Consider the following 20,771-nt stretch of genomic DNA (forward strand, 5'->3'; position numbering starts at 1 on the left):
GTCACTCTTCCGTGGTCAGCACCGCGGAATCCAGCGAGGTCACGGTCACATTGCTGGTGTCGCGTGCCGTGATCAGCGCTTCGGCATAGCTTTCGACCGATTCCGTCGTTGGGCGCAATTCGTCGAACAGCGGGCCATCGGAATGCAGGGCAATGATCTTGGATTTGCCCAGCACAGAGCCGTCGACGGTGAACGCCAGCTTGCCGCTGGTCTGCGCTTCGTCGAGGCCATAGGCGACGCGCACGAATCCGTCTTCGGCCTCTGCACGCAAGGCCGCAATGCTGTTGTCGGGGCGGGTCCGGTTGGGCAGCAGGTGGAACACAATGCCCTGCACATCCACCACCGAGACCCACAGGTATCCCTCGGTCATGTCATCGGGCAGGCGAACATCGATGGTCGGGTTTTCGCCAACCTGATAGCGCCCGGCAAGGTTGTCTCCCGCGCGGTCGCCATAGCCAAGGCGGATGTCGAAACCGCCCGGACCGGCCTTGGGTAAAACGCCATCAATCCGGCATAGGCTGGGATTGAGAACCTCGCCCTCGACCCTGACTGGCCTGTCGCCTGCGATGTCGGAAATCGCCGCCTGCAACGCGGACCTGCTTGCTTCCTCGGCGAAGCGTCCGGTGACGATCACCCGGTCCTCAAGCGCATAGCCGACGGGCGGCGGTGACATCAGTTGCAGCGGGCCGCAATCGGCGCGGTCTTCCAGCAGCGGGCGCACGTCGCCGGGCAGCAGGAACCGTGGCCCAAGCCCAATCTCGGCGGTGCCGGTGAACCCTTCGGGAAAGCCTGCCGCGAAGCTGGCCTGCACCGTGGCCTGTTCGTCACGGGTCGCGGCAAGGCCGGTCACCCTGGCCTGAGTGTCGGACACCGCGATGCGAAATTCCTCCAGCGGCAGGGCTGTTTCAACGATCTGCAACAGCCCGGCGCCCCAGGTCGGCGGGATGTCACCGCTGGCCAGCGTCAGCTCCGCCGTGCCGCCCAGCCCCTCGATCCGCTCCGCCAAGGCCACTTCAACCTCGGTCGATGGCACGTTTCCCACCGCCTGCGCAGCGCCGCTCGGCGTCTTTTCGATGACCATTGCGTAGGGGGCGGCTACCGGATAGCGCGGCCCGATCAGCGCATCAAAGGCACCGCCAAAATAGGCGCCAACCCCCACGACCACCACAGCGACCAAGGCCAGAACCGGCAAGAGCGACCGCCGTTCGGGCGCGGCGTCCTTGGCGATCGCGGTCGTCACATCAGGGGCAAGGTGTGTGCTGCGGGCACTGACAGGCGCGATCACCGTCGCATCGTCCAGCATCGCCGTGATGGGGTCGTCCTCGCTCATACTATCAGGATTCTTGAACGCTTCCAAAAGCGCCTCGGCCGATTGGAACCGCAATTCAGGATTCGGCTCGCACATCCTGGCGATCAGGCGGCGCAGCGGGTCGGGCACCCCCTCAAGGTCCAGCGGCTCGGCCTTCTTCTGCACCACTTCCATCGGGTTCGCACCGATGTCCGGCTTCTTGCCGCGAAAGGTCGACAGCAGCAGCGCGCCCAATGAATAGATGTCGGACCGGGCATCGGTGTTGCCGCTCAGCTGTTCAGGCGCCGCATAGGCGTATTTTCCGGCGAACTCGTTGCCGACGATGGTCTGCGCGCCGGGGTTTGTGTCCTTGGCGATGCCAAAGTCGATGATCACTGCCTGATCGGCCTTGTCGTTGCGCAGGATGATGTTGTCGGGCGACAGGTCGCGATGCACGATGTTGCGCCCGTGTGCTGCGATCAGACCCTCGCAGACGCGTTGGCCCACCACCATCAGCTCGCTCGCGCGCATCCCGCCATCGGCCAGCTTGCGGTCAAGGCCGGGACCATCGACGTAATCCATCACCAGATAGACCACGCCATCGGGCATTCTCTGGGTGTCGAAGTAGCGTACGACCGCTTCGTGCTGGATTTCTCGCACGTCTTCCTCGCGGGTCATCAGCACGAGAAAATCCTCGTTGCTGGCAAATTCCGCGCGCAGCGCCTTGACCGCCATAACGCGGCCCGAAATCTCGGATCGGGCCTTGTACACTTCCGATGTGCCGCCACGCCCCAGGATCGCCTCGATCCGGTAGGTATTGTTCAGCAGATCGCCGGGACTGAAAATATCGCCGGGCTGCGGCGCGGTCATGCCGCACCGCCGTGGATCATCGGGTATGAACGCACCTTAGCTGAGCGCCTGAAATTCGACCCGCCGGTTCGCATCTGCAGCTGGGTCCGCCTTGTCGAGCAGAAATGCCTCGCCGACGCCAACTGCTTCCAGCCGCGCGGGCTCGATCCCGCAATCGGTCTCCAGATGGCGTTTAACCTCTTGCGCGCGCAACAGCGACAGCCGCTCGTTATAGCTTGCCGAGCCGCTGGAATCCGTGTGACCGACAATGCGGAACGCCCCGATATCGGCGCTTTGCATGACCTGGCACAATGTCGCCAGCTTGGGCTTCTGGTCGGCCCGCAAAGCAGAGCTGTCGAAATCGAAGCTGATCTGGATGCTGACCTGATCCTCGGGCGCGAGCTCTACATAAGTTTCCTGCGCGGCAGTCCGTGCGGCGGCTGTGTCGTCGGCACCGGTGTTATCCTGCGCATTTGTCGGCGCAAGAACCAGACCGCGTGTTTTCTGCTTGTTGAAAAGCTCTTCAAGCTGCTCTGCGGACATCGTGCTTGCATCGCTGGATTGCGCAAATGCAGCCCCGCCAACCGCCGTGACCCCGGTCACCGCCAAGCCCAGAGCCAGGAAAAATTGCTTAAACATTTATGACCCTTCCAATATCGGACAAGCGAAGGGTACACCAGCGCAGGGGCTGAAACAACGCTGTTGATGGGTCGCTTTGTTGACTTGGCAATGGCGGTGAACCAAGGTTGGCGCATTCAGGTCTTACAGGCATTTCCATGGACAATCGCATCATACCGGCAATCGTCAGCGTCATGGTGCTGATTCTTCTGGGCGTTGCCTTACTGGTCTGGATGCAGTTCCGTCCAGTCGCTGAAATTCGCTATGACGTTGACGGTGATGCCGCGTTCTCCGGTCCTGCCGTCGACAGCGGTGCGCGGATCGAGATCGAAGGCCTGCGCGCTCAGCTCGAGGCATTGACCGAACAGATGCAGCAACTTGAAAAGCAGATCGCCACGGTCGCCGCGAACGTCAACCGCGCGCCTGCCACCTCTGCGCCAGTCGTCGGTCAGGATCAGCCCGCGTTTCAAACCGACGGGCCAAACCAGATCATCGACGCCTATGCCCAGGTGGTGCTGATCGCCAACCGGCGCGAGCTTAACAAGGGTGTCAACATCGCCTCGCCGCGATACCTCGAAGGGGTGTTCGGCAAGCCCCGCGACGTTCTGACCGACAAATGCCAGGGCATGACCAACGAGCGTTTGGCGAGCAAGCTGGTCACGGCAGAGGTCGGCCCGATCCGGGTGACCATGCTGCAGCCCGCAATCGATTCGCTTGGCGTGGTGTTCGACAAGATCAAGGCCGCCGACAAGGATCTCTACGACCGGATCAACACCGCCGGCGCGCTGTGCGTCCGCCACATCCGGGGCGCGCCAAACAGCACATCGACACATGCCTTTGGACTCTCTGTCGATCTCAACATTGACGGCCGCCTGGATTCATTGGGCGATGGTCGAACCCAGCTGGGTCTGACAATTCTGGCCGATTTCTTCCGCAACGAAGGCTGGTATTGGGGCGCCGGTTTCGGGCGCGAAGACAGCATGCATTTCGAGGTAAGCCGGGACCTCGTGGAAAAATGGATCGCCGAAGGCAAGCTTTAGCCAATGCAGTGGCCCTGTGCGTGCCATCAGCCTGAGATGTGACCGTCCTTAAATGTAAGGGTCCTAAAACCCCGGCCACAGACCGGGCGATGATGCGATCTCCAGCAGGTGCCCATCGGGGTCGCGAAAGTAGATGCTTCGCCCGCCGCGTTTCCAGGTGGTTTGCCCTTCGATCTCGATGTCTTTCTCGCGCAGGTGATCCTCCCAGACCGTCAGCATCTCGTGCGTGGCACTGAATGCGATATGCAGTGGCCCCGTGCCGTCGTGGGGTGGAATGATGCCGTTTCCGGTGTCCACAGGCTCCAGCGTGCCGCCCCGGATGAACAGCAGCAACACGCTGGCATCGTTGACATTATAGGCGCAGAGCCGGTCTGACTTCATCAGTGACGTAAGCTGAAGGACGTCTTCGTAAAAGGCGGTCGCGCGGTCCATATCATCGACATAGAGGGCGGTTTCGAGAATGGATTTGAAATCGGGCATAAGCTCCTCGTTGCGAAAACCATATGCCTTGGGAACCCCGCCCCGGCGCGAGGGGTTCCACCAGACGCGAAAGTGAGAGGAATTCAATGCCCCGGTCAGATCAGGTTAGCGCGGCTGAGGCCCAAGTGCTGCAGGATGCGATAGAAAAGGCCATCGCCGCGCATCGCAGCAGCGGGCGCACGGGCATTGCAGCAGCTATCATGCGCGGGGATACCCTTGTGGGACTGGCCGAGAATGCAGTCTTTCAAGACTGCGATCCGACACGCCATGCGGAAATCGTCGTGATGGGCAAGGCGGCGGCGCAGCTTGGCACCACGGACCTCAGCGGGTGCACGCTGATTTCCACGCTTCAACCCTGCGAGATGTGTCTGGCGGCGATGCGGTTTGCCGGGATCACGCGGGTGATCTTTGCCGCGCAGCAGGCCAATGTCGGGTCCAAGTATTTCATGTTCCCCAAGCTGACGATCACGGATTTCCAGGCCGCAGGCGAGGGGTTCACGCATATTGGCGGCGTGTCGGAACAGGACGTTCTTTACCTTTATGCCGATGGGGAAGAATAGCCGCCGAAAAGCAGCGTGAACGGCAGCGCTTAAATTTTTCCTAGATTGCCAGCTTTGAATCGGGGCAGTGTGTTGCCCATGACGCGATTTCAATTCCTGCGCGCCTTATTTGCGCCCCTTCTGCTCTCTTTCTTCCTGGCAGGTTGCAGCGCCACTTTTGCAGAGTTCTGGGAACGGCCAGAGGTGAAGCTGACAGACCGCACGCCTCGTGACATCGAAATGCAGTTTCTGGGCGTGTCCAGCTTTTTGCTGCGTGACGGGGACATGCGGATCATGGTCGACGGCTTTGTCAGCCGTCCGAAGGCTGCGCTCGTCAGGTCGATCCAGCCGGACGCGGATGTGGTGGGGGCGATGGTTGAACGCCTGGGGCTTGCCACGCGCCAGTCCTGCGCAGAGCGACCTGTCGGCGCGGACAGGCTGGATGCGATCCTTGCGATGCATGGCCATTACGATCACGCGCTGGATACGCCGCTGATCGCCAGCATGACCGGTGCCGAGCTTATCGCAGACCCGGTGGTGAGGGAAACCGCCGACCGCACCCGGCGTCTCTACCCTGAACTTTGCCCAGCTGAACGCGGCCCCGACATCCGCGTTCAGGACGTCGGTGACCAGCAGGTCTTGTCTTACGGAGACATGACCCTGCGGCTGATCAAGGTGCCGCATTCCGACAATCCGGCCTCAAGGCTGCTGGAAGCACTGCCAAAGAATGACGATTGGATGTTCCCGACGCGCGCGAAGAACCTGAAGGAGGGCGCAGGCGTCGCGGTGCATATCACCACGCGGGGCGGCAATATCCTGATCGTGCCGACCGCGGGCCATATAAAGGATACGCTGAACCGCCCCGAATTCTCCGCAAAGATACTCTTTCTGGGGATTGGCGGGCTTGGCTGGGGGTCGCGTCGCGACGCGCTGGAGTATTTTCACGGCACGATTGTCGCCAGCGGTGCCAGATATGTGGTGCCGATCCACTGGGACAGACACGCGCCGCCGCTGGTTGCGGGCCAGGACGGGCTGCCCATCCCGCTTTATGAAAACCTCGACCGTTCCTTGGGGCTGCTCCAAGATTACGCCAATAAGCACCCGCAATTCGAACTTGTTTCCGTTCCGGTATTTACGCCTTTCAACCCATTTTCGTCCCTGTCAACCAAGGAGCGGCTCTAGATGCTCATCGCCTTTCTTCCACGACATTTCACGCGATCCATTCTGTTCCTGGCTGTTCTTGCGTTGTCAGCATGCTCCGAAGATTGGCGCGACCAACACATGAACCCGAACGAGGCACCGTTCAGGGCAAAGTTCTGGCCGACACCGCAACTGGTCAGCCAGTATCCCGAAATGGCGGATGAGAAGATCAGCAAGCGGCCTTCGTTCGGCGTCGCTTTCCAGGGGGGCGGCAACCGAGCGGCACCCGCTACGCTGGGCCAGATCCGCGCGCTTCACGATCTCGGCTGGATCGGCGATGTGCGGTACATGTCCGCGATTTCGGGCGGCAGTTGGACGGCGATCCCCTATACCTATCTCAAGACGGGCCCGACCGTCACCGCAAGCGTCGAGGCCGAGGCCCGGTTTCTGGGGCAAAGCTACTCCCCCCAGGAGGTCGCGCGTTACCTTCCCGCACTCGCGCGTGACCCCGAAGGCAATGTCGCCCGCATGCTGTTTCCCGACACCTCCATGCTTGCCGCGATTTCCGACGGGGCGGTGCGCAACCGGATGATACGTGCATGGCTGCGCGGTCGGTTCGACGAAGCCTTTTCCGAGGTGCTCGAAGAGATCTATCTGGCGCCCTTTGGCCTTGGCCGATCAGACCCTGCGCAGCCTGACAGCCTGTTCACTTGGCGCGAGGACGATCTTGACCACATTCGCCAAAGCGGGCGCGATCTGGAGGGCATCAAGGTTCACATTGTCGAGCGGGATCGGCCCTATCTGATCGTGGGCGGTGTGCTTTTGACCCGGCGCACCAACATCCGGGCACAGCATAAATTCCGCTCGGAAATGACCCCGCTCTATTCCGGCGTGCCGCGTGCATTGCTGGGCGACAAGACCAAGCGCCTTGTGGGCGGCGGCTTTGTGGAAAGCCACGGCTATGACCATCCCACGCGGACAGTGATACGGGACGCGGGAAAGACCGAGTTGATCCTTGTCAGTCCGCAGTTCGGCAACAAGACGGACCCGGCGCGTCTGAACTTTTCACTGGCCAATGTCGCCGCCGTTTCGGGTGCGGCACCGGTAGAGACGATCGTGACCAAGCCGCCGTCGGCTGTGGTTCTCTCCAACTTCGGATTCCCCGAGCATTTCGTGCCCATCGACCAGAAACAGGTGCCCTTCGCCAAAGCCTTCGCGCGGCCGGGCGAGTTCTATCAAAAGGAATGGTCCCACGGGGATGGCGGTCACGAAGACAATATGGGCCTTGCGCCGCTTCTGGCGCGCCAGGTCGAAAACATCATCGTCTTTGCCAACTCTCTTGCGCCGCTCGACAAGGATTCCATCAAAAAGTGCAGCAATTTGACAGACACGCTGACGCAATTGTCGGCACTTGATGAGCGGGATCAGGATCACTGCATCACCAAGATGATCGGCGACGACATTGCCAGCTTTTTTCTTGAAACGCCTGCGCACGGGCACAACAAAAGCCTGAGATTGCGCGAAACCCAAGCGGCGCACGGCAACGATGATCTGCGCCCGCTTCGTGATCTGGTAACCGTAGCCAAAGACCTCGAGGATGATCGGCTGAGCTGCAAGCGCTATGATTACCATCCGTCCACAGCCATGGTTGGCGTGCCCTATTCACCGACGATCTGCATTGCCTATTTGGGGTTTGAACCCGAATGGATTGATGCGGTGGTGCAGGCAGGCGAGGCGGCCGGGGAAGACGCCAAAAAGAGCATCATGCGCACCCTCGAAGTTGACGCAAACGGCGATCCGGGGAGAACTTCGGGCTTGGGATCTAACGGATTTCCGCATATCGGGACGTTTTTCGATCAGGGACTGTGGTTTATCAACACCGCGCGGGCACGGCTGTTTGCCCTGTCGAACCTCACGTCTTGGACCCTGAAAGAGCGTCATGCCGCCACCATCAGGGAAGCATTCAGCGAAAACGGTCTGCACCTGCGTTAGCCGTGCCCGGCTTCAGCGCGCAAGCAGGCCCTTCAGCCGTTTTGCAATCTGTTCGCGGGTGAACGGCTTGGAGATGAACTCGACCCCCACATCCAGCCTTCCGTGGTGGACGATAGAATTCTCGGTATAGCCTGACATCAGCAGGACAGGCATGTCCGGTGCCAGTTCAAAGGCCACCTTGGCCAATTCCGCGCCGCCCTTTCCGCCGGGCAGGATCACGTCGGACAACAACAGATCAAACCGCTGCCCCTGCAACAGCTCGATTGCCTTTTCCGCCGTGGTGACGCCGTCCACCGTATAGCCCAGCAGTTCAAGGCTGCGCGTCAGATAGCGAAGCACACCGGTATCGTCCTCGACCAGCAAGATGTGCCCCATCGCGGGCGGCATGCTCTCATGGCTGGTGGCGTCGCCCGTGTCGACGTTTTCCAGTTCTGTCAGGTCACGCGGGAAATACATGCGCACCGTGGTGCCGACCCCGGCCTCCGAGTAGATCTTGACGTGGCCCAGCGATTGCTTGACGAAACCGAACACCATGCTCAGGCCAAGCCCGCTTCCCAGACCAACCTCCTTGGTCGTGAAAAACGGGGTAAAGGCCTCGCGCGCGACTTCGGGCGTCATGCCTTCGCCGGTGTCGCTGACCGCGATCATGACATATTGCCCCGCGCGCACCTCTGAATGGCGTTCGGCATATTCATTGTCCAGCCGGGTATTCGCGGTCTCGATTGTCAGCAGGCCCCCAGACGGCATCGCATCCCGCGCGTTTACCGCCAGATTGAGCACCGCATTTTCCAGCTGGTTCCGGTCTACCTGGGATATCCAGAGCCCTGCAGACGACACGATTTCAAGGCTGATGTTCTCCTTGATCGTGCGTCGGATCATCGGATCGAACTCGCGCAGCAGCCTGTTGAAATCGGTAGGCACAGGTTGCAGCGGTTGCTTGCGCGCAAAGGACAGCAGCCGCGACGTCAGTGTCGCGCCCCGGATTGCCGCTTCGCGTATTTCGCGGGCGACGTCCATGTCGATGCTGTCCAACTCATACAGCAGCAGTTCGGCGTTCCCCAGCACGACCGCCAGGATGTTGTTGAAATCATGCGCGATTCCGCCGGTCAGCTGCCCGATGGCGTGCAGCTTTTGGGCGTGCATCAATTGTGCTTCGATTTCGGCTCTGGCCATCAGGCCGCCGATCGCCTCTGAAATCAGGTCGCTTTCAAGCCGGACGTTGGTGCGGCCCTGCCCGTCGTTTGCCATAAGGCAGATCAGCGCGCCCCGCACCTTGCCCCCCACGGGCAGCGGCATCACCAGCGCATTGGCAAAGCTGACATGGTCCGCCCCTGCGTGCTGCATGTGCGAGACCAGCAGCTCTTTCCAGCGGTCTGCCTGTGCTTCGGAAAAACCGGTGAACTCCGTCAGCGACAGGCCCAGCGTTGGCTGGTTGGGAAAGATGTCCGCAAAGACGCCCGTTGCCGCCAAGACGCGCAGTTTTCCCAGGTTTTCGGCGATGACGGCAGTTCCGTGCGACTGAAACGAACTGCTGATGACGGCAGCGGTCATATCCAGATAATCGCCGCTGGAGACATCCAGTTCGGCAAGCTGCTTGATCACCGAAACGGATCGGTGCAGCGAATCTATGTACTCGGTTTGTCCCTTTTCCGCGGCGACACGGCGGATCACCTCGGCGCGAAGCTCTTCGATCTTGTCGGCAAGAAGCCGGAACCGGCTGGACAGTTCCGGCTCTGCCTCCAGCAGCAGCAAGACAAGTGCCGAGCCATCGTCGAGGCTGAGGCGGCTGCCCTTCGCGCTCAGCGTTCTTTTGTCCGGGGCAAGCGTCACACCGCTCAGCAGCGGGTCGGTCACCGACAGCGCGCCTGCAAGAAATGCGCCCAGATCATTGCCCTCGTTCAGAAAAACATCCCCCAGCGGGGTATCCTCTGTGCGCAGCGTCGGGCCGATCAGATCCATCGCCTGCGGGCTGGCATGTCTGATGATCTGCGCCTTGGGATCAATGATCAGCATGGCGTCATCGGTCATTCGAACGAACGCGCTCAAGGAAAGGGTGATACGATCAGGCATCCGGGTGTTTTCTATATTGTGCCAACAAAGAATTCACTCTCGCCGGGGCCTGACGTCTCGTCGGCTTTGGACAGCGCGATCACCACGCGACAACCGGGGTCGCCCCTGGCAATCGCCTTGTCTATGCGCACACGGGCATAGCCCAGGTTTTCCGCCGTGATATGGCCAAAGACATTCGCGGTCATCCGGCACAGCGACGGGCGGCCAACGACCTTGTCGCCGAAGGGGCAGGCGGTGTTCTCAAGCACGATCTTGTCGCTGTCGATTTCCGTGATCGAAAACCCGCCGTCGATCCGCGCCTTCAGATCGACAAGCGTAGCCGCCACCTGGCGCGCGTCCAGCTTATCGCTTCCGAATGCGGTGCGGTAATCTTCGTTGAGGATGCGGCCCATCGAAATGCCGACATGATTGACATAGGCCTCGGCCTCGCGCTCTCCGACGGTCTGTTCCAGCATTCCCACCAGCTCTCGCAGGATCGAACGCAGGAAATAATCCTTTTGGATGGCGGGTGTCCGAAGAGGTTGGGGCAACGCGTCCGTCATATAACCTCTTTATTTCAGTCAGACACTATCCACGGCCCGATGTTAGCGTTAGGTAAACGGTCGCGTCGGGCCCTGGCATCGGTTCGCAAGGCGCGGCGCGGTTGACAGACACTAGAAGCGGTTTGCCCCTGCGGCAAAGCCTTTTCTCGTATTAAGTGTCTCCATCCCTGTCGTTCGCTGCTTTTTGACCGAAGTTTCGGAGAAACCCGGCCGTGCCGCCCATACTTTCCGCCGTGATGCCGCCGGATACTCTGTATGCAAAGGTATACTGTCGACGTCGCCAGATCCGTCGGCTATGAACGGGCAAATTCTCTTTCAAGGAGCGTCCCATGCCCGATATCATCTACACCAAAGTCGACGAAGCACCGGAACTGGCTTCGGCGTCTTTCCTGCCTATTATTCAGAAATTTACCGCCGCCGCCGGGGTGTCCGTGGGCACCAGCGACATCAGTCTTGCGGGGCGAATCCTTGCCACTTTCCCCGAACATCTGAAAGAGGATCAGCGCCAGTCGGACGATCTGGCCGAGCTGGGCAAACTGGTCAAGACGCCCGATGCCAACGTCATCAAGCTGCCGAATATCTCGGCTTCGGTGCCGCAGCTGGTCGCGGCGATCAAGGAACTGCAATCGCAAGGTTATGCGCTGCCTGATTACCCCGACGCCCCGCAGACCGACGCGGAAAAAGCCGTGCGTGCCAAATACGACGGTATCAAGGGCTCGGCAGTGAACCCGGTTTTGCGCGAAGGCAACTCTGACAGGCGCGCGGCCAAGGCCGTGAAAAGCTTTGCCCAGAACAACCCGCACCGCATGGGTGACTGGTCAGCCGACAGCAAGACCAAGGTGTCGGCCATGTCGGATGGCGATTTCTTCTCGAACGAACGCTCGGCGACGCTGGACAAGGAAGCGACCGCTAGAATCGTTCTGGTCACGGACGCGGGCGAAACCGTGCTGAAAGAGGGCGTGTCCTATCCCGCAGGCACCGTTGTCGATGCCACGTTCATGAGCGCGGCAGCGCTGCAAAGCTTTCTGACCGATCAGATCAACGAGACCAAGGCTGACGGCACGCTGTTTTCGCTGCACATGAAGGCCACCATGATGAAGGTCTCGGACCCGATCATCTTTGGCCACGCGGTCAAGGCGTTCCTGGCGCCCGTGTTTGAAAAGCACGGCGACAAGATGCGCGATCTGGGCGTGAACCCCAATTCGGGTCTGGGCGATCTGCTGACACGGGTGAAGGACGAGGCCGACATCATGGCCGACATCGACGCCTGCATGGCCGCGCGTCCGCCGATGTATATGGTCAACTCGGACAAGGGCATCACCAACCTGCACGTGTCGTCCGACGTGATCATCGACGCTTCTATGCCGGCGCTGATCCGTGCGGGGGGCAAGGGCTGGGGCCCCGATGGCGCTGAGGCGGACACGAATTGCGTGATCCCCGACAATTCCTATGCGCCGGTCTATGACGAATCCATCAAGTTCTTCAAAGAAAAGGGCAAGCTGGACCCCGCCACCGCTGGCACGGTGCAAAACATCGGCCTGATGGCGCAAAAGGCCGAAGAATACGGCAGCCATCCGACCACGTTTGAAATCCCGCAGGCGGGCACAGTCAAGATGATCCTCGACGATGGCACCGTGTTGCACGAGCACAAGGTCGAGACCGGCGACATCTGGCGCTCTGCCTCGGCGCGCAAGGCACCGATCGAGGACTGGGTGAACCTGGCCATCGACCGCCAGAAGGCCGAAGGTTGCCGCGCGATCTTCTGGCTGGACGCCGCGCGCGCGCATGACGCCGAGCTGATCGCCTACGTCAAGCCGATCCTCGAAGCCAAGGGCGTCGCGGACAAGTTCGAGATCATGGCCCCCCGCGAAGCGACCCGCGCATCGCTCGAGACGATTACAAGCGGCAAAGACACCATCGCGATCACCGGCAACGTGCTGCGCGACTACCTGACCGATCTGTTCCCGATCCTGGAGCTGGCGACCTCGGCCAAGATGCTTTCGATCGTCAAGCTGATGAACGGCGGCGGTCTGTTCGAGACCGGCGCGGGCGGCTCGGCCCCCAAGCACGTGCAACAGCTGCAGGAGGAAAACCACCTGCGCTGGGACAGCCTGGGCGAGTTCTGCGCGCTGGGCGAAAGCTTGACGTTCCTTGCCGACAGCAAGGGCAACGCACAGGCGCGGGTTCTGGGTCAGGCGGTGGATGCCGCGACCCAGGGCATTCTGGACCACGGCCGTTCGCCCTCGCGCAAGGTCGGGGAGCCGGACAACCGCGACAGCCACTATTGGTTCGCCCGCTATTGGGCCGAAGCACTGGCCGCTCAGGACAGCGACGCGGGCATGGCCGCGCATTTCGCGCCGATTGCCGAAGCACTGGCATCGAACGAGCAGCAGATCCTGAGCGAGCTTGCCGCAGCGCAGGGCGCACCGGCTGACTTGGGCGGCTACTATCACACCGATCCGGCCAAGACCGAAGCGGTGATGCGCCCGTCGAAGACGCTGAACGATATCATCGGCTAAGCCCGATTGGCGGCCCCCGAACATCGCGGGGGCCGCTTTTGCATCTGCTATCCGCGCAGTGCATGGTGCAGGATGACCGGCACGGCCAGGTCTTCCTCGTCTCCCAGATGACGGTTCAGAAAGGCACGGATCGCCTCTGTTTGTGTCACCAGAATACCTGCTTCCTCGCGCGCGGTTGCCTCGTCGAGCTGCACCAGCTTGATCACGCGGCTGCCGGTATGGCTGAAAGCGTCCAGCACGGCGTCGAGCGCCTCGTGGTCCTTCTCGAGGATCTCCAAACCGCGATCAAAGCGCGGATCGGCTTCCGACAGTTCCGGAAAGAACGAAAGATCCTCGAAATGGTGGTGGCCGTGCAGCGCCCGCACAAGGGCCGTGCCATAGCGCCCCAGATGATCGGCAAAGCCGTCGGGATCGCGGGTTCGGTCCAGAAAACTCTGGGTCTGGTCATGCAGGTGGTCGGACAGCACGCGAAACTTCTCGTGGGCGCGCATCCACTCACGGGTGGACTTGGCAAAATGTGGGTTGGCCGCCCATGCGTCACGGGGATAGTCGTGCAGCAGGACGCCCATTTCAGCGGGCATTGCGGTGGTGCGGACAGGGATGAGATCGGTCATGGCGGTCTCCTTTCCCCTTACAGATAGGCAGGGCAGGTGGCTTTGTGACCTGAGCAAAACTGCACAGGAGCAGGGCCCCAAGTGCACTTTAGGCGGCAAACCTGCGACCAGAAGGACACGTTGCGGGCGCTTCGTGTCGCAAAAGCCGCGCTGGGCGTGGCTTTGATACGGGCATTCAGCGTACCAAAGGCACACAGCCGGGGGGCAGACATGACGGGACCGATGATGTTCAAATATGCACCCGCAGCGCTGCTTGCGTTGCTGCCCCTGAGCGCACAAGCCGAGGATTTCACGCGCCTAGGCTTTGGCTATCTTCTGACGAATGACTTTATCGGCGACGGACAGGACCGCTGGCGCACCGGTTCGATTGCGTCTTCGCGGGTCTGGGGCCGGGGCTGGGATGGCGCGCCGCCGCGGGGGGTCGGTGACCTGATCGAATTGCGGCTGGGTGCCCAGATCATCGCGCCCGCCAACATCGAGGCGCCCGATCCCGCAGACCGACCCTATGCCGGGGCGCTGTCGGTCGGCGTTCACAGTCATTTCGAAACCGGCGGGCTGGATATGGCTGTCGGCGGTGATCTGGTCGTGGTGGGTCCTGCCACGGGGCTCGACAGTTTTCATGGGGCGGTTCACGACCTGCTGGGGATGCCGGAGCTGTCGGACGCAATGCGTGACGCGCAGATCGAAAACGGCGTCTACCCCACGGTCGTCGCCGAAGCCGGACGCAGCTTTGTCATTGGCGACAGCGTGATGCGCCCCTTTCTGGAAGGTCGGGCAGGTGCGGAAACGCTGGTGCGCGCCGGGTTCGACATGCGCTGGGGCGGGCTGGAGCAGGGCGCGCTGATGGTGCGCGATCCGGTCAGTGGCCAACGATACCGCGCGATTGACGGCGGGGCTTCGGGCTATGGCTTTGTCATCGGCGGTGATGTGACCCACGTGATCGACAGTGTGTTCCTGCCCGAAGCGCGCGGCTATGATCCACGCAATGCCCGTGTGCGTGCGCGCGCAGGCGTGGAATGGCGCGGCGAGAACGGTGGCGGGGTGTTTTACGGGCTAAGCTACCTGGGCGAGGAATTCGATGGCCAGGGCGAAGGTCAGTTTGTCGGCAGCTTTCGCGCCCACTTTCGATTCTGAATGAGGTTCCGACTGCAACACATTGCGGACATAAGAAAATAGGCCCTAGGCGGGTCACATCAGTTTTGATAGACTTGGCTCAATAAAAAACGATGAGGCAGGCAAGCAGGAATGGGAACGGGCTTTCGTGGCACGTTTGTCATCTCTTGGTCGCAAACAGAAATAGACGGTCTTGAGGCCGCTCCTATGCAGTCCCTCAACGTAGGGGCCGCTTGGTCATGGTATGGCGATCCCGTGCGCGTGGATGGCCCTGCTGATATTTTGCGACTGGACGGTGCAGACGGTTCGGAGAATTTGCGCAAACGGGCGGCACGTATGGTGCATCGCCTTGTGGGCGCGGCGCTGGATTATGCGCCGGCGGATCATGTCAAATGGGACGAAGACGCGCCGCTTATGGACAGCAGTTTTGTTGTCACGGACGGCGCGCGCACGTTCACGGTGACCGTGATCGAAATCGGTCGCGGCGCGCAGCCGTTGCTGATGTTCCTCGACGACATGCCGCCGCGCAACAGCGATCTTTGGGTGGTGCATCACACCTTGGGGGCCAACCGGGGCAATCCCAGCGGCCGCGATACCGGCGGTGTGATCTGTTTCACCCCCGGCACCTGGATACGCACGCCCGACGGCGCAAGGCCGATCGAGGATCTACGTCAGGGCGATCTGGTCCAGACCAAGGACAGCGGCGCGCAGCCGATCGAATGGGTCGGCAGCCGCCCGATGACGGGCGCCCGCCTGTTCGCAATGCCGCATATGCGCCCGATCCGCATCCGTGCCGGTGCCCTGGGCGTCGAGCGGCCGGACGAATCCCTGCTGGTGTCGCCGGAACACCGGATGCTGGTCAAGGGCAACGCGGCGCGGGCGCTGTTCAACACCTCCGAGGTGCTGGTCGCCGCCAAGGATCTGATCAACGGACGCACGATCACCGTGGACCTGAGCGTGCCGCACGTGACCTATGTGCATCTGATGCTGCCCTGCCACGAGATCCTGTGGGCCAACGGCGTCGAGACAGAAAGCTTTCATCCTGCGAACACTGCGCTGACCACGCTGGCAGCCGGGGACCGCGCCAGGCTGCTGCAACAGTTTCCCGGCCTCGAACGCGACCCCCATGTCTATGGCCGCTTTGCGCGGCGCAACCTGTCCGGATCAGAGGCCGCGATCTTGCGCCACGCGGCGTAAGGGCGCGGGCCGGGCGCATCCGGGGGCGCTGCCCCCCGTCCCCCCGGGATATTTATGGCCAAAAGAAAGGGTCAGGAAAAGCCGGAGACGTTGTCGCCGGGGGGGCAGATCAGATGTTTTTGCTTGATCAGCGCCGTACCTCGGCCGCCAAAGGCGTATTTCAGGCGCTGTCGCCTCAGATGGCCACACTTGCAGGGGTGACATCGGGGCTGCCGATCAGCGCCCGTGCCTCTGGTGTGAGGTTCAGGAATGCTCCGACGCCTTCCAGATCGCGAAATGCCGACGCCGTGACCAGCGGCGCATTGCCCAGCAACGTCACGAACATCCGCCCCATGCCAAACCCGAGATCGCCGGGGGCCAGCAGCGCAAGACGCATCGAAATACCAAGTTTTTGGCGCAAGGCCTTGAGCTTTTCCGCCATCAGGACAAGTTCGGAATGCGTCAGGTCATTGGTGTCGGTGCCGCGAAAATCCTGCAACACTGCGAAGGCTGGATCGTACCCCGGAGCGTGCCAATAGGTCGACATCAGCGTGTTGATTTCAAGGCGGTTCAGGTCACCCCAGAAGCGGAACCAGACAAGGCTGTGTTGGGGAAACACCCGGCAATCACATGGCACGATGAGAACTCGCTGAAAATACAGTGTGGGCTTAGGTTATCACAGCCCTGAGCTCCCCCCAAGCCCCCTCGTGCATGAGGTAGTGAACACGCGCTTGGGGTGGCACAGGCCACCCTCACCGGTTCAGTTCGTCCCGGCCACGGTTTGCCCCGTCAGTTCCGCGATGATCGCCTTGGCACTGTCGGAGTTCCACTCCGCATCCCCGCGAAGACGCGCAACCTCGCGGCCCTTGGGGTCGAGGATCACGGTGATCGGCAGACCGAAGATGCCCATCTGGCTGGCCACGGCCTGTTTTGGGTCCTGATGGCGGGGCAGGTTGTCGATGTTCATGTCGGTGAAGAACTTGCTGATCCCCTCGGGCGAGTTGCGCCCTGTGGCCAGTGTCAGCACTTCGAAATTGTCGCCACCGAATTCATCCTGCAATTCGGCCAGCATCGGCATTTCCTTGCGGCAGGGCGCGCACCACGTCGCCCAGAAGTTCAAGAGTACCCATTTGTCCTGGTAATCTTCCAATGTCGCGTCGCCGCCTCCGTCCTGCAATTGGAACGCGGCACTCGACGTGGCCTGAGGTGCATCATGAAACACCAGCTTTTTCATCGAGCCGTCGCGCAGGCCCATCGCGGCTTCGACATCGGCCAGCGCAGTATTTGCACCCAAGGCAAGGGCCGTATACACCAGCGCAGCAAAGAGTTTCTTCATATTCCCTCCAAAGGTCCAAACCATGACAGACAAGACTGCAAACACCATGTGGGGCGGCCGCTTTGCCGCCGGACCCGACGCGATCATGGAGGCGATCAACGCCTCGATCGGGTTCGACCAGCGGATGGCGGCGCAGGACATTGCAGGCTCGCGCGCCCATGCCGCGATGTTGGGTGCGGCAGGCATCATCAGTACTAAGGATGCCGACACCATTCGGGAAGGGCTGCTCACGGTGTTGTCAGAGATTGAAGCGGGTACGTTCGAGTTTTCCACCGCACTCGAAGACATCCACATGAACGTGGAAGCGCGGCTGAAGCAGGTGATCGGCGAGTCGGCGGGGCGTCTGCACACCGGGCGCAGCCGGAACGATCAGGTGGCGACGGATTTCAAACTCTGGGTCCGCGATCAGTTGGACGCCGCCGAGGCGGGTCTGCTCGCGCTGATCGACGCGCTGCTGGCACAGGCTGACGCGGGCGCGGATTGGGTCATGCCGGGCTTTACCCACTTGCAGACTGCGCAACCGGTGACTTGGGGCCATCACATGATGGCCTATGTGGAAATGCTGGGCCGTGATCTGAGCCGTGTGCGTGATGCGCGGGCGCGGATGAACGAATGCCCCTTGGGCGCTGCGGCACTGGCGGGCACGTCCTTTCCCATCGACCGCGAGATGACGGCGCAGGCGCTGGGATTTGACCGGCCTGCGGCAAACTCGCTGGATGCTGTCAGCGACCGCGATTTTGCGCTCGAATTCCTCGGCGTCGCCAGCATCTGCGCCATGCACCTCAGCCGGTTCGCCGAAGAGCTGGTGATCTGGTCGTCGGCGCAGTTCCGGTTCGTGACGCTGTCGGACAGGTTCAGCACCGGATCGTCGATCATGCCGCAAAAGAAGAACCCCGATGCCGCCGAGCTGATCCGTGCCAAGGTGGGCCGGATCATGGGGGCCAACGTCGGCCTGATGATGGTGATGAAGGGACTGCCGCTGGCCTATTCCAAGGACATGCAGGAAGACAAGGAACAGGTCTTCGACGCCGCCGACAACTGGATGCTGGCGCTGGCCGCGATGGAGGGGATGGTGCGCGACATGACCGCCAACCGCGAGAGCCTCGCCGCCGCCGCAGGGGCAGGGTTCAGCACCGCCACGGATCTGGCCGACTGGCTGGTGCGGGTGCTGGGTATGCCCTTCCGCGACGCGCACCACGTGACCGGATCGCTGGTCGCTTTGGCCGAGGGCAAGGGCTGCGATCTGCCCGACCTTAGCCTTGAAGATATGCAATCCGTTCACGGCGATATCACGAAGGATGTCTTCGACGTGTTGGGGGTGCAAAATTCTGTCGATTCGCGTATGTCTTACGGCGGTACCGCCCCCGCGCAGGTGCGCGCTCAGGTGGGCCGTTGGCGCGAGGTTTTGAAATGATCCGAATGATGGCTGTTTTGTCCCTCCTGGCCTTGGCGGCCTGTGGTGCAGACGGTGAACCGGTGCAACCCACCATGAACGCGGGCATCAGCCTGGGCACCGGGGGCGTGGGCACGCATGTGGGCCTGGGCCTGCGTAAGGGGCCGCTGACATTGGGATACCGGGTGCGATGATGCGCGCCTTTGTCCTTCTCGCGGCATTTGCGTCACTTGCGGCCTGCACGCGCGGCGCGTCGCCTGATGCGCCCGAGGGCCGTGTCAGCAATGTCCGCCAGCAGCCGTCGGTGACCGAGCCGGGGTTACACATCTCCGGTTCGGCCTCGGTCGGCGTGGTAAAGACGTTTTGATGTCGCCGCTGCGTATCGCATATCTGCTGCTGGCCATCTGGGGTGCGATCCACCCGATGTACTGGTTCCTGACGTGGTTCGGGGCCAACGGCTTTGACATCGGCGGCATGGTGGACGCGTGGCACGCGAATGCCGCGTCCAGCGGGCTGGTCTGGGATCTGACCATCGCTGCAGTCACCCTGACGGTGTGGATCTGCGCCGAGGTCTGGGTGCGCCGCAACTGGCTGGCGCTGATCGCCATTCCGGCGACATTCTGCATCGGGGTCAGCTGCGGCTTGCCGCTCTATCTGTTCCTGCGCACGCGGCCTGTGACCTGAACGCGTGGGCGCGCAAAAGCATGATTGATCCCGCACCGATGCTGGCTTAAGCGGTCAGGCATGGATCATTTTCTCTATCGCGATGGCGTTCTGCACGCCGAGGACGTCCCGGTGGCCGACATTGCCGCCGCCGTGGGCACGCCGTTCTATGTCTATTCGACAGCCACGCTGCTGCGCCATTTCCGTCTGTTCGACGAGGCGCTGGAGGGCATGGATCACCTTGTGTGCTACGCGATGAAAGCCGCCAGCAATCAGGCCATCCTCAAAACATTGGGCGACGCGGGCGCCGGCATGGACGTGGTGTCGGGCGGTGAATACCGCCGCGCGCGTGCCGCAGGCATTCCCGGCGAGCGGATCGTGTTCAGCGGCGTCGGCAAGACCGCAGATGAGATCCGCACGGCCCTTGAGGGTGGCATCCGCCAGTTCAACGTCGAATCCGAGCCAGAGATGGAAGTGCTGAGCGCCGTGGCGGTCAGCCTAGGCAAGGTCGCCCCCATCACCATCCGCGTGAACCCGGATGTCGACGCCAAGACCCATGCCAAGATCGCCACCGGCAAGTCCGAGAACAAGTTCGGCATCCCCATCGCCCGTGCCCGCGCCGTCTATGCCCATGCGGCCAGCCTTGCCGGGATCGATGTGATCGGCATTGACGTGCACATCGGCAGCCAGCTGACCGACCTCGCCCCGTTCGAGATGGCCTATCAAAAAGTCGCGGACCTGACCGAGCAATTGCGCGCCGACGGGCATGTCATTCGCCGTCTGGATCTGGGTGGCGGCCTGGGCATTCCCTACGAGCGGTCGAACGCCGCCCCGCCGCTGCCCACGGATTATGGCGCGATGGTCAAGCGCACGCTGGGCCACCTGAACTGCGAGATCGAGATTGAACCGGGTCGCTTGATCGCGGGCAATGCGGGTCTGATGGTCAGCAAGGTGATCTATGTCAAATCCGGCGAGGGTCGCGATTTCCTGATCCTCGACGGTGCGATGAACGATCTGATCCGCCCGGCGATGTATGATGCCTATCATGACATCATACCAGTCAACGAGCCTGACGCAGGTGCCGAGCAGCAGCCCTATGACGTTGTCGGGCCGGTTTGCGAATCCGGTGACACCTTTGCCAAGCAGCGGATGTTGCCGCATCTGGCCGCAGATGACCTGGTGGCATTCCGCAGTGCAGGGGCTTATGGCGCGGTAATGAGCAGCGAATACAATTCGCGGCCCCTGATCCCGGAGGTTTTGGTCAAAGGCGATCAATTCGCGGTTATCCGCCGACGTCCGACCTTTGACGAAATGATAAATCGCGATACCATTCCCGAGTGGGTGTGACGCCATTGCGTGACGGTCACTGTCATACCCTAGTATGAGGTAACGTCGAGAC

20 protein-coding genes are annotated in these 20,771 nt (G+C 61.7%); 12 read left to right on the forward strand and 8 right to left on the reverse strand.

All coding sequences use genetic code 11. The features are described from left to right. Window position 1: 1 nt before the first annotated feature. Both NTA49_RS12565 and NTA49_RS12570 read right to left on the reverse strand, forming a co-directional pair. On the reverse strand, window positions 2–2,158 hold the full coding sequence (locus tag NTA49_RS12565) for a serine/threonine protein kinase (protein WP_258295141.1): 2,157 nt from the start codon (window positions 2,156–2,158) through the stop codon (window positions 2–4). A gap of 36 nt (window positions 2,159–2,194) precedes the next feature. After that, window positions 2,195–2,776, reverse strand: a complete 582-nt coding sequence (locus NTA49_RS12570; protein WP_258295142.1) for an OmpA family protein — start codon at window positions 2,774–2,776, stop codon at window positions 2,195–2,197. 137 nt (window positions 2,777–2,913) lie between these two features. On the opposite strand from NTA49_RS12570, the gene NTA49_RS12575 reads away from it, so the two are divergent. After that, window positions 2,914–3,795, forward strand: a complete 882-nt coding sequence (locus NTA49_RS12575; RefSeq protein ID WP_258295143.1) for a M15 family metallopeptidase — start codon at window positions 2,914–2,916, stop codon at window positions 3,793–3,795. Window positions 3,796–3,858: 63 nt separating this feature from the next. On the opposite strand, the gene NTA49_RS12580 is transcribed toward NTA49_RS12575, so the two are convergent. After that, window positions 3,859–4,275, reverse strand: coding sequence for a VOC family protein (locus tag NTA49_RS12580; protein ID WP_258295144.1), 417 nt, complete (start codon window positions 4,273–4,275; stop codon window positions 3,859–3,861). A gap of 86 nt (window positions 4,276–4,361) precedes the next feature. On the opposite strand from NTA49_RS12580, the gene NTA49_RS12585 reads away from it, so the two are divergent. The 3 genes from NTA49_RS12585 to NTA49_RS12595 all read left to right on the forward strand — a co-directional run bounded on the left by NTA49_RS12585 (window position 4,362) and on the right by NTA49_RS12595 (window position 7,946). Continuing rightward, complete coding sequence (locus tag NTA49_RS12585; protein WP_258295145.1) at window positions 4,362–4,835, forward strand: nucleoside deaminase; 474 nt, start codon at window positions 4,362–4,364, stop codon at window positions 4,833–4,835. A 183-nt stretch (window positions 4,836–5,018) separates the two neighbouring features. Beyond that, a complete protein-coding gene (locus NTA49_RS12590; protein ID WP_258295146.1) occupies window positions 5,019–5,996 on the forward strand; it encodes an MBL fold metallo-hydrolase in 978 nt (325 codons plus the stop codon). A 99-nt stretch (window positions 5,997–6,095) separates the two neighbouring features. Then, complete coding sequence (locus tag NTA49_RS12595; protein ID WP_258295147.1) at window positions 6,096–7,946, forward strand: hypothetical protein; 1,851 nt, start codon at window positions 6,096–6,098, stop codon at window positions 7,944–7,946. Window positions 7,947–7,958: 12 nt separating this feature from the next. Here the strand turns inward: NTA49_RS12595 and NTA49_RS12600 are convergent, their stop codons facing one another. Beyond that, window positions 7,959–9,974, reverse strand: coding sequence for a response regulator (locus NTA49_RS12600; RefSeq protein WP_258295148.1), 2,016 nt, complete (start codon window positions 9,972–9,974; stop codon window positions 7,959–7,961). A gap of 53 nt (window positions 9,975–10,027) precedes the next feature. Then, on the reverse strand, window positions 10,028–10,558 hold the full coding sequence (locus NTA49_RS12605) for a methanogen output domain 1-containing protein (RefSeq protein ID WP_258295149.1): 531 nt from the start codon (window positions 10,556–10,558) through the stop codon (window positions 10,028–10,030). A 329-nt stretch (window positions 10,559–10,887) separates the two neighbouring features. Here NTA49_RS12605 and NTA49_RS12610 point away from each other — a divergent pair, with 329 nt between their 5' ends. Next, window positions 10,888–13,077, forward strand: a complete 2,190-nt coding sequence (locus NTA49_RS12610; protein WP_258295150.1) for an NADP-dependent isocitrate dehydrogenase — start codon at window positions 10,888–10,890, stop codon at window positions 13,075–13,077. Window positions 13,078–13,124: 47 nt separating this feature from the next. Here the strand turns inward: NTA49_RS12610 and NTA49_RS12615 are convergent, their stop codons facing one another. Continuing rightward, window positions 13,125–13,691 carry a hemerythrin domain-containing protein gene (locus NTA49_RS12615; RefSeq protein ID WP_258295151.1) on the reverse strand — a complete coding sequence of 189 codons (567 nt, stop codon included), beginning with the start codon at window positions 13,689–13,691 and terminating at the stop codon, window positions 13,125–13,127. 210 nt (window positions 13,692–13,901) lie between these two features. On the opposite strand from NTA49_RS12615, the gene NTA49_RS12620 reads away from it, so the two are divergent. Then, the gene (locus NTA49_RS12620) at window positions 13,902–14,825 is read left to right on the forward strand and encodes a lipid A deacylase LpxR family protein (RefSeq protein WP_258295152.1); all 924 of its coding nucleotides are present in this window, start codon (window positions 13,902–13,904) and stop codon (window positions 14,823–14,825) included. Between the two features lie 111 nt (window positions 14,826–14,936). Then, the gene (locus tag NTA49_RS12625; protein ID WP_261368294.1) at window positions 14,937–16,001 is read left to right on the forward strand and encodes a Hint domain-containing protein; all 1,065 of its coding nucleotides are present in this window, start codon (window positions 14,937–14,939) and stop codon (window positions 15,999–16,001) included. A gap of 175 nt (window positions 16,002–16,176) precedes the next feature. Here NTA49_RS12625 and NTA49_RS12630 read toward each other — a convergent pair whose 3' ends face one another. Both NTA49_RS12630 and NTA49_RS12635 read right to left on the reverse strand, forming a co-directional pair. Next, window positions 16,177–16,599, reverse strand: coding sequence for a hypothetical protein (locus NTA49_RS12630; RefSeq protein WP_258295154.1), 423 nt, complete (start codon window positions 16,597–16,599; stop codon window positions 16,177–16,179). Between the two features lie 141 nt (window positions 16,600–16,740). Further along, the gene (locus NTA49_RS12635; RefSeq protein ID WP_258295155.1) at window positions 16,741–17,316 is read right to left on the reverse strand and encodes a TlpA disulfide reductase family protein; all 576 of its coding nucleotides are present in this window, start codon (window positions 17,314–17,316) and stop codon (window positions 16,741–16,743) included. A 22-nt stretch (window positions 17,317–17,338) separates the two neighbouring features. Between NTA49_RS12635 and argH the strand changes: the two genes are divergently transcribed. The 5 genes from argH to lysA are packed head-to-tail and all read left to right on the forward strand — an operon-like array spanning window position 17,339 to window position 20,719. Further along, on the forward strand, window positions 17,339–18,730 hold the full coding sequence (gene argH, locus NTA49_RS12640) for an argininosuccinate lyase (RefSeq protein WP_258295156.1): 1,392 nt from the start codon (window positions 17,339–17,341) through the stop codon (window positions 18,728–18,730). A gap of 8 nt (window positions 18,731–18,738) precedes the next feature. Then, a complete protein-coding gene (locus tag NTA49_RS12645; RefSeq protein WP_258295157.1) occupies window positions 18,739–18,903 on the forward strand; it encodes a hypothetical protein in 165 nt (54 codons plus the stop codon). Further along, entirely contained in the window at window positions 18,903–19,076 is a 174-nt protein-coding gene (locus tag NTA49_RS12650) for a hypothetical protein (protein WP_258295158.1), read from the forward strand. The genes NTA49_RS12645 and NTA49_RS12650 overlap by 1 nt, the downstream gene beginning before the upstream one ends. Beyond that, window positions 19,076–19,393 (forward strand): DUF2834 domain-containing protein, encoded by a 318-nt coding sequence (locus NTA49_RS12655; protein ID WP_258295159.1) that lies wholly within the window; start codon window positions 19,076–19,078, stop codon window positions 19,391–19,393. The genes NTA49_RS12650 and NTA49_RS12655 overlap by 1 nt, the downstream gene beginning before the upstream one ends. Window positions 19,394–19,453: 60 nt before the next feature. Next, window positions 19,454–20,719, forward strand: a complete 1,266-nt coding sequence (lysA, locus tag NTA49_RS12660; RefSeq protein ID WP_258295160.1) for a diaminopimelate decarboxylase — start codon at window positions 19,454–19,456, stop codon at window positions 20,717–20,719. Window positions 20,720–20,771 lie beyond the last annotated feature (52 nt).

Source organism: Pseudosulfitobacter koreensis (assembly GCF_024733015.1).
Classification (GTDB): domain Bacteria; phylum Pseudomonadota; class Alphaproteobacteria; order Rhodobacterales; family Rhodobacteraceae; genus Pseudosulfitobacter; species Pseudosulfitobacter koreensis.